Source organism: Rhodoferax sp. BLA1 (assembly GCF_013416775.1).
Classification (GTDB): Bacteria; Pseudomonadota; Gammaproteobacteria; order Burkholderiales; family Burkholderiaceae_C; genus Rhodoferax.
Window position 1 is genome coordinate 73,116 of sequence record NZ_SZVI01000012.1, and the last position, 14,443, is coordinate 87,558.

The 14,443-nt window shown below is 59.0% G+C and carries 13 protein-coding genes; 4 read left to right on the forward strand and 9 right to left on the reverse strand.

All coding sequences use genetic code 11. The annotated features are described in order from the left end of the window. Window positions 1-95: 95 nt before the first annotated feature. Window positions 96-833 (forward strand): Crp/Fnr family transcriptional regulator, encoded by a 738-nt coding sequence (locus FDG13_RS13160; protein WP_180128419.1) that lies wholly within the window; start codon window positions 96-98, stop codon window positions 831-833. A 177-nt stretch (window positions 834-1,010) separates the two neighbouring features. On the opposite strand, the gene FDG13_RS13165 is transcribed toward FDG13_RS13160, so the two are convergent. The 8 genes from FDG13_RS13165 to FDG13_RS13200 form a co-directional block, all read right to left on the reverse strand. Beyond that, on the reverse strand, window positions 1,011-1,796 hold the full coding sequence (locus FDG13_RS13165) for a DUF3750 domain-containing protein (RefSeq protein WP_180128421.1): 786 nt from the start codon (window positions 1,794-1,796) through the stop codon (window positions 1,011-1,013). A gap of 321 nt (window positions 1,797-2,117) precedes the next feature. Further along, window positions 2,118-2,756 carry a hypothetical protein gene (locus FDG13_RS13170; protein WP_218942725.1) on the reverse strand — a complete coding sequence of 213 codons (639 nt, stop codon included), beginning with the start codon at window positions 2,754-2,756 and terminating at the stop codon, window positions 2,118-2,120. Between the two features lie 92 nt (window positions 2,757-2,848). After that, window positions 2,849-4,006, reverse strand: a complete 1,158-nt coding sequence (locus FDG13_RS13175) for an AAA family ATPase (protein WP_180128425.1) — start codon at window positions 4,004-4,006, stop codon at window positions 2,849-2,851. Between the two features lie 277 nt (window positions 4,007-4,283). Next, on the reverse strand, window positions 4,284-6,266 hold the full coding sequence (gene htpG / locus FDG13_RS13180; RefSeq protein WP_180128427.1) for a molecular chaperone HtpG: 1,983 nt from the start codon (window positions 6,264-6,266) through the stop codon (window positions 4,284-4,286). A 255-nt stretch (window positions 6,267-6,521) separates the two neighbouring features. Then, entirely contained in the window at window positions 6,522-8,723 is a 2,202-nt protein-coding gene (locus tag FDG13_RS13185) for a TRAP transporter permease (RefSeq protein WP_180128429.1), read from the reverse strand. Between the two features lie 76 nt (window positions 8,724-8,799). After that, on the reverse strand, window positions 8,800-9,753 hold the full coding sequence (locus FDG13_RS13190; protein WP_180128431.1) for a TAXI family TRAP transporter solute-binding subunit: 954 nt from the start codon (window positions 9,751-9,753) through the stop codon (window positions 8,800-8,802). Between the two features lie 133 nt (window positions 9,754-9,886). Continuing rightward, window positions 9,887-10,786 carry a D-amino acid aminotransferase gene (locus FDG13_RS13195; protein ID WP_180128433.1) on the reverse strand — a complete coding sequence of 300 codons (900 nt, stop codon included), beginning with the start codon at window positions 10,784-10,786 and terminating at the stop codon, window positions 9,887-9,889. A gap of 35 nt (window positions 10,787-10,821) precedes the next feature. After that, a complete protein-coding gene (locus FDG13_RS13200; RefSeq protein WP_180128435.1) occupies window positions 10,822-11,754 on the reverse strand; it encodes a DMT family transporter in 933 nt (310 codons plus the stop codon). 119 nt (window positions 11,755-11,873) lie between these two features. Here FDG13_RS13200 and FDG13_RS13205 point away from each other — a divergent pair, with 119 nt between their 5' ends. The 3 genes from FDG13_RS13205 (at window position 11,874) to FDG13_RS13215 (ending at window position 13,581) form a co-directional block, all read left to right on the forward strand. Further along, complete coding sequence (locus tag FDG13_RS13205; protein WP_180128437.1) at window positions 11,874-12,707, forward strand: helix-turn-helix domain-containing protein; 834 nt, start codon at window positions 11,874-11,876, stop codon at window positions 12,705-12,707. 94 nt (window positions 12,708-12,801) lie between these two features. Further along, window positions 12,802-13,020, forward strand: a complete 219-nt coding sequence (locus FDG13_RS13210) for a glycine zipper 2TM domain-containing protein (RefSeq protein WP_078365210.1) — start codon at window positions 12,802-12,804, stop codon at window positions 13,018-13,020. An 87-nt stretch (window positions 13,021-13,107) separates the two neighbouring features. Next, the gene (locus FDG13_RS13215) at window positions 13,108-13,581 is read left to right on the forward strand and encodes a hypothetical protein (RefSeq protein WP_370528225.1); all 474 of its coding nucleotides are present in this window, start codon (window positions 13,108-13,110) and stop codon (window positions 13,579-13,581) included. A gap of 443 nt (window positions 13,582-14,024) precedes the next feature. Here the strand turns inward: FDG13_RS13215 and FDG13_RS13220 are convergent, their stop codons facing one another. Further along, window positions 14,025-14,417, reverse strand: coding sequence for a YkvA family protein (locus tag FDG13_RS13220; protein WP_180128439.1), 393 nt, complete (start codon window positions 14,415-14,417; stop codon window positions 14,025-14,027). Window positions 14,418-14,443: the final 26 nt, after the last annotated feature.

The following is a 14,443-nucleotide window of genomic DNA, read 5'->3' on the forward strand; positions in this document are numbered from 1 at the left end:
CGGGCGCAGCAGCTGGCCCCAGGCGGCGCCTGCCCGGAGCGCTGGTTTCAGGCATGGGGGGTACATTAGGTGCTTCTCGTTTGATACCCAAGTGCATGACCAAACCCCTCCAACTCGCCGCGCCCGACCCCCGACAGAACCAGATTCTGGCGGCTCTGCCCAAAGCAGAATACGAACGCATCCTGCCCGACCTGGAACTGGTGGCCATGCCCCTGGGCTGGACCATGTCGGAGTCGGGCGACCATGTGCGCTACCTGCACTTTCCGGTCTCGGGCATCGTCTCGCTGATTTATGCGCTTGAGGACGGTTCCTCCAGCGAAATTGCGCTGGTGGGCAACGAAGGTCTGGTGGGTATTTCGATTTACATGGGTGGTGACAGCCTGCCCAGCAGCACCGAGGTGCAAAGCGCGGGCCAAGCCTACCGCCTCAGCCGCAAGCTCATGAAACAAGAGTTTGAGCAAGGTGGTCAGCTGCAACACCTGGCCCTGCTCTACACCCAGGCGCTGATTTGCCAGACCTCACAGATGGCGGTGTGTAACCGGCACCATTCGGTGGAGCAGCAGTTCAGCCGCTGGTTGCTGATGAGTTTTGACCGCTTACACAGCGACAAAATGATGATCACCCAGGAGCAGATTTCGCACCTGCTGGGTGTGCGCCGCGAGAGTGTGACCCAGACCGCAGGCAAGCTGCATAAAGAAGGGCTGATCACCAAGGCGCGTGGCAGCATCAGCGTGGTGGACCGCGACCAACTGGAGGCGCGTGCCTGCGAGTGTTACGCCGCTGTCAAAGAAGAGTGTGAGCGGCTGCTGCCCCCACCCAAGGCCAAGCACTGAGGTCGAACCAAGAGGTTTGCTCTGCAGCTATTTAATATATAGCTGCTCGCCCTTTTATAACAAGGGCTATAGGCACTTTTTGCCACTGACTGAGTCGTTGACTTGTCAGTTTGCGGCCTGCTGCCGGAGTCGTCGTGTGTGGCGCAGGTGGTGCCATACGCTCAGGCCGCTGCGGTATCAGTCATCCATTTTGCGGGTTGTGTCATCCATGCCAAGCCGACCGATGAACGGCAGGCGCAGCCCGGGGCTGTTGAAATCGATGCCAAAGTTCAAGGCCAACACATTGAACTCGAAACCTTCCTCCAGCCCCGCGCTGAGCCCCAACAGGCCAAACAACGAGGCTTGCACACCGCGCCCCGACGAGGACAGACCGAGTGCTTGGGTGAGCGGCCGGTAGTCCTTGCCAATGGCATTGGCCGGCAAGTCCAGCCCGAGTTCGGGCACTTCTCGGCCGATGTGGGCCAGGAACGTGTTGCTGTTGGGGCCGGGCCAAGCTTTGTAGCTGTTGGGGTAGGGGTAGCTGGTGATGGCGGACTGGACTTGGTCGATCAGAGATTCGACGCTGGGGCCACGTTGATCCACCAGCAACTTGGGCAGCGAGCCGTACCACAGACCATCTGGCAGCGCGTAATTCTGTTGAACCACGTTCCCGCCCGCCCAGCCAATGACGTCGTAGCGTGTGTAGCTGACTTCCCCCGCACGTTTGAAGATGATCCACGGATGTACCGCAAACAGGCCACGCCAGCCGTAGGTGGGCGCGGCATACACCTGGACGATGGCGATGTCGCGCCACTGCTGCGGGTCCGGCGCCAAACCGCTGGCATGGCGCGGCGTGGCCCGCCAGCCCTGGCCCTGGATGTTTTCACCCTGTATCGCTGCGCGCGCGAAACTGAGCCCGAACGACAAAGCCAGTGCCGCGACGGTCACCATCAAACTGGCTTTTAAGCCGTGTCTGGATGCCATGTGTGTGTGCTTCCTATGGGGTCATGTTGACGCATTCTCGCGTAGACCCACGGTCTTACGCCGTGGGCGGCACTGCCATGGGGTTTCTCTGCGGACAGTGGTGTCAGTCCGCCCGCGCCAGTGCCCCAACAAAAAGCCCCGCCAGTCTGCACGACTGCGGGGCTTTTTGCTTCATATTAAGTAGCTACTAGCCCTTTTTGAATAAGGGCTGGGGGTCAATTTCCTCTTGAACTTACACCAGCAAGGCATTGACGCGCTTGACGTAAGCAGCGGAGTCTTCTGGCAGGCCGAATTCTTGCAAAACTGCGAGATAAATCTCTGCTAGTGAGGCAGATCCGCCAACGCAGAAATCAAGGCTTGGTGGAATGCATCAAAGCTGGGCATAGTTCTGATGCGATCCACCTCAACCGGGTGCCCAATGAGCCAATCGCACAGCTGGTCGGCAGTGTGATGTTCACCCAGTGCAGTATCCAACAGTGCTTTTGCTGAGTTTTGCGAGTCATCGTTGCCAGATAGGTGCTCCAGCTTTTCATAGGAGCCCCCTCGGTTGCTGCTTGCGAGGCATAAAAGCCAGGCTTCGGACTTGGGTTTGGGTAACATGGGAACCCCCCGCGTGAAGCCAGCGTGCTTGAAGCCGTCACAGACTGATTGCCACTTGTCTTGCCAGATGCCGACATGACTGCTACGCGTGCCATCGGTGTCGCGGAAGAAAACTGCCACGACAAACTCGCCCAGCTGTACTGCAAGATCAAGGGCCATGCGTCCCAAGGTCATTGCATTGCCATAGAAATAGCTTGTTTCAACGCCCTTCTTTTTGCTCCGGGTTGGTTGAAGGCGCGCCGGTGTCGCTTTGGTCTCCTCGCACAGTCTGGTTTCACTGACGTATGCAAAGCTGTCGGGGTAATCGGCCAGCGAATAGTCAAGCAAGGGCTCCAAAAGCTGAATCAACAATTGGGTCATCGGGCCTTGTTTGAAGTCCGCACCGCCACACCGACCACGAGAGTTTTTGCACACCCCCAAGTCCGTAGGCCCCTCTCCGCTGAGTAGTATTTTCATAAGTCGTCGACTGTGAAAATTCCCGCCTGTCGGTCTAGTTCCAAGCATTCTTTGGTCAGATGTCGCAGGTCGGTGTCCACAAAGGCATCACCCGGTCCCATGGTGCTCAATTTGTCATTGATTCGCGGAATATCGAAGAAAGGACGGATGCGCGTTTCGCCCAATGGTGCTTTGTAGATGAACTGAACCGCTTTGCGCGCCACATCGTCCTCCAGATAATTCAGGATCAATGGGCTGTGTGTGGTTACCAGCAATTGGTGTGGTGACGCCACCAAGGTGTCTACCAAGGTCTCGATGATTTCCTGGTTGATCCCGTTTTCAATCTCATCAAGCAGAATCAAAGATTGCTCCGAGGCGGCTTGGGTCAAAACGGCCAGAATACGCAGTAACCCATCATTCATGTGTGCGGCATCCGTTTCCAGCTTTTGCTGTGAAAACTGCTCCACCACCGAGAGTTTCTTCCAACCGGAGCGTAGGGATGAGACCTTGAAATCCACCAAGCCGGGGTAGAAGTGACGTAGCTGTTCGACCAAGGCAGTATGCGTGGAGTCGGATAAAGTGGCCAGGAATGCGGAAAGCTTCTCTCCCCCTGCGCCAATGCCTTTCTCGGTGGATCGTGCACGCTTGCGTAGCAGTTGGGGAGACAGCAGTTCCAAGGACTTGATTTGCTGGATGGCGTTGCGGAACTCCAAAAGTTCTTCTGTCAATTCTGAGTCCTTCAGTGCAGACAGCAGTGATCCTTGGTAGGTAAAGGCAATACTTTGGCTAGCGCGATCCGAAACACTATATCGTTGCTTCACGACTCGAAATATCTCACTCTCGCCCAGCCTGATGATTTCTGTCGTGCAGAGTCGATGAGTAGGGTTAAATGCTCCGACCCAACTCAACGTATTTCCTGATTTGGTTTTGAAATCCACTGCAAAATTTACGTTTCTTTCTTTGCGCAGTTTGCAATTGAGGTCCGCCGTGCTCCAGCCACGCGCTTCCAACCACTCATCCACCCGACCAATCATTAACTGCGAGACGAAATCTACTGCCTGCAACACAGTGCTTTTGCCGGAGCCATTCATCCCTATCAGGCAGGTGAATTTCCCCATTCTCAGTTCAACTTCTCCCAGAGATTTGAAGTTGCGTGCGATGATTGATTCGATCATTGTTTTCTCCAGCAATGCGCTGAGCTTAGATTATCGCGAGCTGAGCTATTGATCTACGGGCGCCGTGTGAGCACGGGATCGTTTTTATGGGCACCAATCCGTCAGCCGTCACGCTGCGACGTAATGAATTCACAAAAAGCATCGCATGGTCAGTGCCGTGCTGTCTGAAAGCCCAACAAAAAGCCCCGCCAGTCTGTGCGACTGCGGGGCTCTTTGCTACTTATTATGCAGCTATTAGCCCTTATTAAACCAGGGCTAGAGGCTGATTTCTTATAAATTACACCAGCAAGGCATTGACCCGTTTGACGTAAGCGGCCGGGTCTTCTGGCAAGCCACCTTCGGCCAGCAAGGCCTGGTCGAACAGGATGTGGGCCAGGTCGTTGAAGTGCACCGAGCCTTCGAGCTTTTTCACCAGCGGGTGTTCGGCATTCACTTCCAGCACCGGCTTGACTTCAGGGGCGGTCTGGCCAGCCTGTTTGAGCATGCGTGCCAGTTGGGTGCTCATGCCGTGGTCTTGCACCACCAAGCAGGCCGGGCTGTCGACCAGGCGGGTGGTCACTCGCACGTCTTCAGCCTTGTCTTTGAGCGCTTCCTTGAGCTTGGCCAGCAGCGGTTTGAAGGCTTCGGCGGCTTCTTCGGCGGCTTTTTTCTCGGTCTCGTCTTGCAGCTTGCCCAGATCGACCGCGCCTTTGGCCACGCTTTGCAGCGGGGTGCCGTCAAACTCATTCACGTAGTTCAGCGCCCATTCGTCGACGCGGTCGGTCATCAACAGCACTTCGATGCCCTTTTTCTTGAACACTTCAAGTTGCGGGCTGTTTTTGGCGGCGGCCAGGGTGTCGGCGGTGATGTAGTAGATGGCCTCTTGGCCCTCTTTCATGCGTGCCTTGTAGTCGGCAAAACTGACGCTGGTGGTGTCAGACGTGGTGCTGGCAAAACGCAGCAGTTTGGCAATGCGGTCCTTGTTGCTGTAGTCCTCGCCCAGGCCTTCTTTGAGCACGGCGCCAAATTCTTTGTAGAACTTGGTGTATTTGCCGGCGTTTTTCTCGACTTCAGCCTTGTCTTCGGCGCTCAACACGTCGGTCACGCCGTCCGCAGAGGCTTCAGGTGCTTTGTCGTGTTTGGCCAGGTCTTCAAGCATGCCCAACACACGTTTGGTGCAGCCTTCGCGGATGGCTTTGACGTCGCGGCTTTCCTGCAGCAGCTCGCGGCTGACGTTCAGCGGCAGGTCGGAGGAGTCGACCACACCTTTGACAAAACGCAGGTAGGTGGGCAGCAGCGCCTCGGCGTCGTCCATGATGAAGACACGCTTGACATACAGCTTGACGCCCGCCGACTTGTCGCGGTTGTACAGGTCAAACGGTGCCTTGCCCGGGATGTAGAGCAGTTGGGTGTATTCGGTGCTGCCTTCCACGCGGTTGTGGGTATAGGCCAGCGGTGCATCCTGGTCGTGGCTGATCTGTTTGTAGAACTCGTTGTACTCGTCAGCCGTGATGTCTTTTTTGGCGCGCGCCCAGATGGCGTTGGCCTTGTTGACGGTTTCCCATTCACCGGTCTTGACCATACCGCCGGGTTGGCGGCCACCGTTTTCGTCCGACGGGTTGATCAGCTCGCCGTCTTTCCACTCTTCCTTTTCCATCAAGATGGGCAGGCTGATGTGGTCGGAGTATTTGTTGATGATGCTCTTGAGCTTCCAGGCTGACGCATAGTCCAGCGCGTCGTCGTTGAGGTGCAGGATCACGCTGGTGCCGCGTTCTGGCCGGGTGATGGTTTCCACCTCAAAATTGCCAGCACCACCGCTGATCCAGCGCACGCCTTCGGTTTCTTTCATGCCAGCGCGGCGCGATTCCACGGTGATCTTGTCGGCCACGATAAAGCCGGAGTAGAAACCCACGCCAAACTGGCCGATGAGTTGTGAATCGGTCTTTTGGTCGCCCGAGAGTTTGGAGACAAAGTCTTTGGTGCCGCTCTTGGCGATGGTGCCCAGGTGGTAGATGGCTTCCTGGGCGCTCATGCCGATGCCGTTGTCGGTGATGGTCAGCGTCTTGGCGTCTTTGTCAAACGACACACGCACTTCCAGATTGGGCGCGTTTTCGTACAAACCGCTGTCGTTGATGGCCTCAAAACGCAGCTTGTCGCAGGCGTCGGAGGCGTTGGAGATCAGCTCGCGCAGGAAAATTTCTTTGTTGGAGTACAGCGAATGCGTGACCAAGTGCAGCAGTTGCGCGACTTCGGCCTGGAAGGAAAGGGTTTGTTTGCTCATGGGTTGTCGGTGTTCTCAAAGCATTAAAAAAACCAGCGAGCCGAGGGCGGCTGGTACGCAAGCGAACCGGTAACTGGGGGTCAATCCCGGGAATTCAAGAGGCCAGGTGTGTTGTTTCTCTGGCCCCACAAGGACGAGAGCCGTTCGTCCCGAGTCGGTCCTTGAATGGGGACCGGCTCAGGGCGAACGGCTCGTCAGACACCGTCAGGCCGCAGTCGCCCTTGATCCGGGCTGCGGCGGCCTATGGCGTTGGGGCTAGGTGGCCAGTCCGCTGGCCTGTACAACACGCCAGCTTTTGAGCTGACGCAGCATCACCGGCACCACCATGGCCACGCCAATCGCGGTGGCAGTCAGGCTCGGCGCCACCATCAGCAACGCGGCGGCAATACACAGCGCCTGTTCCCAGCGTTTCATTTCCACCAGGCAGTATTTGGAAAACGCCATCGCCAGGAAGGTGATGCCCAGCACACAGCCGGTGAAGGTGATCGCAAAGTCAGCCCAGGTGAAGCCTTTGGCCACCAGAATCAGCGAGGGTGAGAACACAAACACAAACGGCACCAGCGCCTTGGCAATACCCAGGCGGAATGCGGTGTTGCCGGTCTTGAACGGGTCGCTGCCCGCCATGCCCGCCGCCGCATACGCTGCCAGTGCCACCGGTGGCGTGATGTCGGCCAACACACCGTAATAAAACACAAAGAAGTGCGCCACCAGCGGCTCCACACCGAGTTGCACCAGCGTGGGTGCGGCCACCGTCACCATGATGATGTAGTTGGCGGTGGTCGGGATGCCCGCACCCATCAAGATACAGACCGCTGCTGTCATCACCAGCGCGGCCAGCAGCGTGAGCGACTGGAACGCGATCAAGTAGCTCGGGATGACGCTGCCCAGGCCAGCGGCAATGGTTTGCGCCGCTCCGGTGATGATGAAGCTGATCTTGAAACCGACACCGGTGAGGGTGACCACACCAATCACAATGCCCACGGTGGCCGCTGCGGCACCCACGGCCAGCGCGTATTTGGCACCGGTCTCAAAGGCCTCCACCAGCACACTCGGGGCGATGCGGCCACGGATCTTGAGGCCGCGCATCAGGCCCACGGTAACCACCACGCTCACCGCAAAAATGCCCAGCTTGACCATCTCGTCCAGATGGGTGAAGGCAATCGCCGTCAGCGCCAGATGCAAGAGCACCATCAAGCCCCAGTTTTTGCCGGTGTTGCCTTGGACCGAGGTGGTCAGGCCCACAATGGCGCAGGAGGTGATGCCCACAAACGCCGCCAGGTACGGTGTACGCCCGCTCACCAAAATACTGATCAGCAGCACCAACGGGATCAGGGTGGGCCAGCGCATCTTCAGGCTCTGGCGCAGTTTGGGCATTTCTTCTTCGGTCAGGCCACGCAGGCCATAACGTTTGGCCTCAAAGTGCACCTGCATGAACACACCAAAAAAGTGCATGAAGGCCGGCACGATGGCGGCGGTGATGATGGTCTGGTAGGGCAGACCCAAAAACTCGATCATCAAAAACGCGGCGGCACCGAGCACTGGCGGTGTGATCTGGCCGCCTGTGGAGGCGGCGGCCTCGACGGCGCCGGCGAATTCGCGCTTGTACCCCACCCGGATCATTGCCGGAATGGTCAATGACCCGACCGTGACCGCATTGGCCACCGAGGAGCCCGACAACATGCCAAACATGGCCGAACCAAACACACTGACCTTGGCCGGGCCACCGGCGTAACGCCCGGCAATGCTCGACGCAATGTCCAGAAACAGCTGCCCCAGCCCGATGCGGGTGGCCATCACGCCAAACAGCACAAAGTGGAACACGTAGGTGGCCACCACGCCCACCGCCACACCATAGATGCCTTGGCTGGTCAGGTACTGGTGGTTGATGAACTGGCTCCAGTTCGAGCCCGCATGCTGCAGCAAGCCCGGGAAATACTGGCCAAACAAGGAATAGAAGGTGAAGCCCAGCGCAATCAGCGGCAGCGGCCAGCCCATGCTGCGTCGCGTGGCTTCGAGCAGCGCCACAAACAAAATGGTGCCAAACACCACGTCGTAGTTGTCCGGGTTGCCGACCCGGAACGCCAGGTCTTCAAAGGTGTAGGGGATGTAGAGCACCGCCACCGCCACCCCGATGGCCAGCAGCCAGTCGTACAGCGGGATGCCGCCGGGTGTGCCCAGGCTGTTGTGCACCTTGCGTTCACCCGCGTTTTTGCTACCGGCAAACACCAAAAAGATCAGTGCCAGCACAAAGGCCAGGTGCACGCCGCGGTGGGTGGTTTCGCGCAGCAGGCCAAAACCGGCGGTGTAGTAATGAAAGCAGCTCAGAAGAATCAGCAGCCACTTGATGAGCTGGGTGGCGGGGGGCACCGAGGGGCGAAAGCGCATCTCGGGGTCGAACTTTTCCTCCAGCGCCAGAAGCTGTTTGTCATCGGGCAGGACGGTGGGTATGGCACTCATGGGAAGTTTCTGGTTGGCTAAAAACGACAACGGGCGGAAGTGTTCCGCCCGTCGGGAATCACAACAAGGCGGGCGCTTACTTCAGCACACCGGCTTCTTTGTAGAACTTCTCGGCACCAGCGTGGTAGGGAATGCCCACACCTTGCACCGCGTTTTGCAGGGTGATGTATTTGCCTTTGGCATGACCTGCGGCCAGTGTCTTCTGGGCGGCATCGCTGTAGAGTGCCTTGGTGATCTGGTAGACGGTTTCGGTGTCGACCTTGTCACTGGTCACCAGCTGTGCACCCAGGGCCAGGGTTTTGACAGCAGCCACACCCTTGTAGGTGTCAGCCGGGATCGAATCCACCGCAAAGAAGCTGCTGGATTTGCGCAGGCTCTCGGCTTGTGGGCCGTCAATCGGCAGCAGTTCAATGCCAGAACCTGCCGAGGCCAGCTCGGCAATCGCACCGGCTGGTGCACCACCGGTGAAGAAGAAGGCGTCCAGTGCGCCGTCTTTCATCTTGTCACCCGCCTGGTTGGGCTTGATGTACTCGGGTTTGATGTCGGCCTCTTTGATGCCATAGGCGGCCAGCACCAGGCGGGCATTAATCAGGGTGCCGGAGCCGGGTTCGTCCAGCGCCACACGTTTGCCTTTCAGGTCGGCAATGCTCTTGAAGCCCGAGCCCTTTTTGACCACCACATGGATGCTCTCGGGGTACAGGTTGGCAATCATGCGCAGGCCTGCCACCTTGGGTTTGCCTTCAAAAATACCGGTGCCGGTCTGTGCCCAGGTGGCCACGTCAGACTGGCTGAAACCGGCTTCCATGGCACCACCCGCCACGCCGTTGACATTGGCCAGCGAGCCGTTGCTGGACTGTGCGGTGGCAATAATCTTGCCGGGTTGTGACACGGCGTTGGCAATCATGCCACCCACCGGGTAATAGGTGCCAGCGGTGCCGCCGGTGCCAATGCGGAAGAACTGCTGAGCGCTGGCGGTGCCAACCAGTGCGACGGACGCCAGGACGGCGGCGGCAAGGAATTTCAGTTTCATGCGTGTGAGCTCCTAAAGTTTGGAAAACCGCGCCAGGCCGAAAATTCAGCCGGCCCAACGACGTAACAAGTTTACGCTGTGCGCAACCGCTTTTACGGTGCCCACTGCTATCGAACTTGTACCGAAGCAGTTTTTATGCCAGGGGTGTCGCCAGTGCAGCAGCTTTGGCCTGCTGGTAGCCCGCAAACAGCTGGGCATAAACCGGCCCGGGTTGGCCGTTGCCCACCGGTTGTCCGTCGAGTTGGGTCACCGGCAGGACCTCTTTGGTGGCGGAGGACAGCAACACTTCGTCGGCAGCCAGCACCTCGGCTCGTGTGATGCGACGCAGCTCAAACGGGAGGCCTTGCTGCGCACAGAGCTCTTCAATCAGCCCGTAACGGATGCCCTCCAACACCAGGTTGTCCTTGGGGGTGCCCAGCAGCTGGCCGTTTTTCACCACCCAGACGTTGCAGGCGGCAGCTTCGCTCAAAAAGTCGTCGCGGAACATCACCGTCTCAATCGCGCCCACGTCATAACTGATCTGGCGCGCAAACACCGCACCGAGCAGGCTGGTGGCCTTGATGTGGGCCTTTTCCCAGCGGAAGTCGTCGGCCGTGACACAGGCCACACCTTGCTGGCGTTGTGCGTCGGTGGCTGGTTTCATCACATTGGTCATCACAAACACCGTGGGCGTGATGTCGGTTGGCATCACATGGTCACGCATGGCCACACCCCGGGTGATCTGGATGTAGATCAGTTGGTCGGTGTTTTTGGCACTAGCCCCGATGGATAAAGCGTAGTCAGCGATCAATTTATGGGCAATCTCGGCCCACTGCGCCCGTGTGCCCGGGTTCGGGATGCGCAACTCCTTGAGGCTGCGCTCCAGCCGCGCCATGTGTTGCTCAAAGCGGAACAGGTTACCGCTGTACACCGGCACCACCTCGTAGACACCGTCGCCAAAAATGAAGCCCCGGTCCATCACACTGATCTTGGCGTGGGGCAGGGTGGTGAATTCACCGTTGAGGTAACAGGGCAGCGCGGGCAAACTGGTCATGGCAGTGGTGTGGGTTGAAGGAAGGAGTCAGCAGTTTAAGCCCTGCTTTGCAGCCGACCTGGCCACCGGATGACACCACGCAGGCTCACGAGCATCACCCCGGCCATCACCAGCGCCGCACCCGCCACAAAACTGGCTTCGAGCGGTTCGTTCAATAACCACACACCAAAAGCCATGCCAAACAGCGGCGTCATGAAGGAGAACACCCCCAGCCGCGTCGCCAGGTAATGCCGCAGCAACCAGAACCAGGCCAGATAACTGGCAAACGACACAATGACCGAGTGGAACATCAGACTGGCCCACACCGTGGGTGTGAAGTGGATGGTGGTTTGTCCTGTCGCCAGCGCCGCCAGCATCAGCAACACAAACGCCCCCACCAGCTGGTACAGCAGGGTTTGGGAAGCCGATGCCGAGGACAGGCGCGAGCAGCGCACCACCACCGTGGTCGCCGCCCAGGACATACCGGCCAGCAGCGAGAGGGCATCCCCCAGCAGCATGTTGCTGCTCAGGGTCACACCGCCTGGCTGGCTGCGGCCAAAAAACGTCAGCACAATGCCGGCAAACGCCAAGCTGATACCCAACCACTGCAGCGCACTCAGCCGCTCGGCGGGTAACCTCAGGTGCAGGCCCAGCGCCGCAAAAATCGGCGCGGTATACAAAAACACCACAGCGTGTGATGCCGAGGTGTAGCGCAGGCCTTCACCCACCAGCAAAAACTCCAGCGCAAACAAGGCCCCCACCACCAGACCGGCGGGTAGGGTGCCGTTGGTGAGCGACATCGGTTCCTTGCGCCACCACATCAGCCCCGCCACCAGCAACGCCGCCACGCCCGAGCGCAAGGCAATCTGCATGATCGGCGCAATCTCGTGCGCGGTGGCTTTGAGCACCACCTGCTGCAGGCCCCACAACAGGCACAACAGCAGCATCAAGGACGAGGCGCGCGTATCAAGCGTTTGGCGTGTTGTCATCAAGGTATCCAGACAAAAAATCGAAGAGTTGCATGATAGGTGCGACGGATTTGATGGATATAGTGCCAATCCGACAAGTCATAGCACCCAGCAGCCAATCCACCAACCTCACGTCTGCCATGCCACCACCCACCCAGCGCCTGCATCTGCCACCATTTGCCTATGCGCTGCCGGCACCGATCTATTTCCGCAGCGCGGTCATGCCAGCGCAAGCCATCTATCCCAAACACCGCCATGCCTGGGGCGAGTTTGTGTATGCATACAGCGGTGTGATGGAGGTCAAGCTGGCGGACCACCACTACCTGGCGCCACCGCAGTACGGCATCTGGCTGCCGCCCGATGTGGAACATGTGGGCCTGAACCGCTGCGAGGCCTGTCACTGCTCGCTGTACGTGGCCAAGGAGCTGACCACGGCGCTGCCTGCCACCACCTGCGCCCTCACGGTCAGCCCGCTGGTGCGTGCGCTGCTGGACGAGTTGCGCCAGAACCCGCCCGCGTTACCACGCACCCCGGCGCAGGAGCGGCTGCTGCAGGTGCTGGTGGACCAGCTGGCGCAGGCACCGGTGGCGGGCAGTTACTTGCCTACCTCGGATGACCCGGTGCTGGCGCCGGTGTTACGCGCGCTGATGGCCCAGCCGGGTGACAACCGCAGCCTGCCTGAGCTGGCCAGCGCCTTTTTTACCACCGAACGCACGCTGCTGCGACGTTTTCAGCGTGAGCTGGGTTTGAGTTTTGCCGAGTGGCGCCAGCGCTTGCGGGTGGTCAGCGCCATGCCGCTGCTACAAGCTGGTTACACCGTGGAGTCCATCGCACTGGACCTGGGTTATGGCAGTGCGTCAGCGTTTATTGGCATGTTTCGTTGGTTGATGGGCATGACGCCGGACGAATACCGCAAAGTCGGCCCCCACACCCCAGCGCGTGGGCGCGCTGCTGCGGGTAAGCCAGGTGTGTAACTTGTGTCCAAATGCAAATGGGTGCCCAAGCGCAGATACGCGTTGATACATATCGGACACAGAGCCGGGGTCGTTTGCATGAACATCGGCTTCTATGAAAAACCAACTCAAACTCTTCTCTCTAAGCCTGGTTCTGGCCTCAACCCTGGCCCTGGGTGGCTGTGCCAACCTGTCACACCGTGACCGCAACGTGATCACCGGCGCGGGCATCGGTGCGGTGGCCGGTGCGGTGCTCACCGGCGGCAGTTCGGTCGGCACCGTGGGGGGCGCGGCAGTGGGTGGGGTCATTGGCAACACCATCCGACACAAGTAACGCAGGCGGGCATCACCCGCAACCCGGTTAGCATCCTGGCACCAACGCTGGCTGTGGCCAGCGTTTTCATTTGACAACGGCCTGCCAGTGACTGACTTACCCCTCAAAACCCAAGAACCCCGCCTGTGGCGCAGCGATGGCTGGACCGCCCAGGTCATCAAAAACGAAGACGACGACGGCTGGGCCGTCGCCATGACGCAAGACGGCCAGTCCGAACCCGCCCTGGTCGGCCCCTGGACCATGGGGCGTGACAAAAAGAACCCCAAGCCGCTGGACGGCAGCGCCTTCATCACCCTGGTCAAAACCGCCCGCGAATTTGTGAGCCGCAGCGAGCAGCAGTTGCACGCCACCCTGCACCAGAGCATCACCGTGGCGCACGACAGCGGGCGCATCACCGTGTGCCTGGACATCACGCCCGATGACGACAACCCGTCAGCGTTATTGAGCGCCAAAGATGAGTTGGACGAGCTGCTGGCCGAGGTGCGGGTGTCACCCGCCTTCAAACTCAACCGGGCCAGTGCGCTCAAGTGGGTGGAAGGTGGCTTTGCCAAGCCGGGGTAGCGGTTGGGTGCTCTTGGCGCCAGAGTCAGCGCGGGTGTGAAAGACCTGTGCCGAGCTGCTGACCCATCCGGTTAGTGGGTTTGTGCTCTGGGGAATATATGGAGAATGTGCCTCTGCCCCTTTACTAATAAGGGCTGATAGCTATGAATTAGATATCACATTTGAGCTGCTGGTATCCGTGGCGCCAGGCAGGCGGCGGGGTTGCCGTTCTCCGGCGTGCTCGCGGGTGGCGGCTTGGGAGGTAGGGTTTGCGTGTCTCGTGACCAGCAGTGGCGTGCTACCTGTCACATCACCCGAATGGCGCCTGCGCCCGTCAACTAGGCCTCGACTTCAGTGGGTTGGTATGTGTTGCGGGTGATGGGCGTCCGCAAAAAACTGGGAGCGGCTCTTCGCAGTGCGCTTTTGAACGACAACATTCGATCTAAACAGATACAAGACGTCCTCTAGACCCAATCTCGAAATGCCTTGTAGGTCAGCACCGAAGCGAGCAGCCATACGGCAATGACAAACGCCACACCGGCTCTGCTACGCGGTTTGTGGCCTTGCTCTTGCATCCACTCATCCGCCTGGCGGCGACATTCCTGCAAAACGTCGTGAGGCAGCAATATCACCGTGAGCCAAATAAGCACCGGCAACAACAGAACGTCGTCGACGTACCCAAGAACTGGAATGAAGTCCGGAATCAGATCAATTGGACTCAGCGCATAGGCCACCACAAAGCCGCCTAAGACCTTGGCATACCAAGGCGTCCTGGGGTTTTTCCCCGCGAACCATAGGGTCACGCCATCCCGCTTGACGCGCCGAGCCCAAGCCCTCAGCTTTTCACCAATCGCCATCTTCGGCTCCCTCAAAGCTCAAGATT

Excerpts from the sequence above, each read along its gene's own strand:
- FDG13_RS13195 (WP_180128433.1), bottom strand. The coding sequence starts at position 10,786 with ATGACCAGTTTGCCCGCGCTGCCCTGTTACCTCAACGGTGAATTCACC.
- FDG13_RS13200 (WP_180128435.1), bottom strand. The coding sequence starts at position 11,754 with ATGACAACACGCCAAACGCTTGATACGCGCGCCTCGTCCTTGATGCTG.
- FDG13_RS13175 (WP_180128425.1), bottom strand. The coding sequence starts at position 4,006 with ATGATCGAATCAATCATCGCACGCAACTTCAAATCTCTGGGAGAAGTT.
- htpG (WP_180128427.1), bottom strand. The coding sequence starts at position 6,266 with ATGAGCAAACAAACCCTTTCCTTCCAGGCCGAAGTCGCGCAACTGCTG.
- FDG13_RS13190 (WP_180128431.1), bottom strand. The coding sequence starts at position 9,753 with ATGAAACTGAAATTCCTTGCCGCCGCCGTCCTGGCGTCCGTCGCACTG.
- FDG13_RS13185 (WP_180128429.1), bottom strand. The coding sequence starts at position 8,723 with ATGAGTGCCATACCCACCGTCCTGCCCGATGACAAACAGCTTCTGGCG.
- FDG13_RS13160 (WP_180128419.1), top strand. The coding sequence starts at position 96 with ATGACCAAACCCCTCCAACTCGCCGCGCCCGACCCCCGACAGAACCAG.
- FDG13_RS13205 (WP_180128437.1), top strand. The coding sequence starts at position 11,874 with ATGCCACCACCCACCCAGCGCCTGCATCTGCCACCATTTGCCTATGCG.
- FDG13_RS13210 (WP_078365210.1), top strand. The coding sequence starts at position 12,802 with ATGAAAAACCAACTCAAACTCTTCTCTCTAAGCCTGGTTCTGGCCTCA.
- FDG13_RS13220 (WP_180128439.1), bottom strand. The coding sequence starts at position 14,417 with ATGGCGATTGGTGAAAAGCTGAGGGCTTGGGCTCGGCGCGTCAAGCGG.
- FDG13_RS13165 (WP_180128421.1), bottom strand. The coding sequence starts at position 1,796 with ATGGCATCCAGACACGGCTTAAAAGCCAGTTTGATGGTGACCGTCGCG.
- FDG13_RS13170 (WP_218942725.1), bottom strand. The coding sequence starts at position 2,756 with ATGACCCAATTGTTGATTCAGCTTTTGGAGCCCTTGCTTGACTATTCG.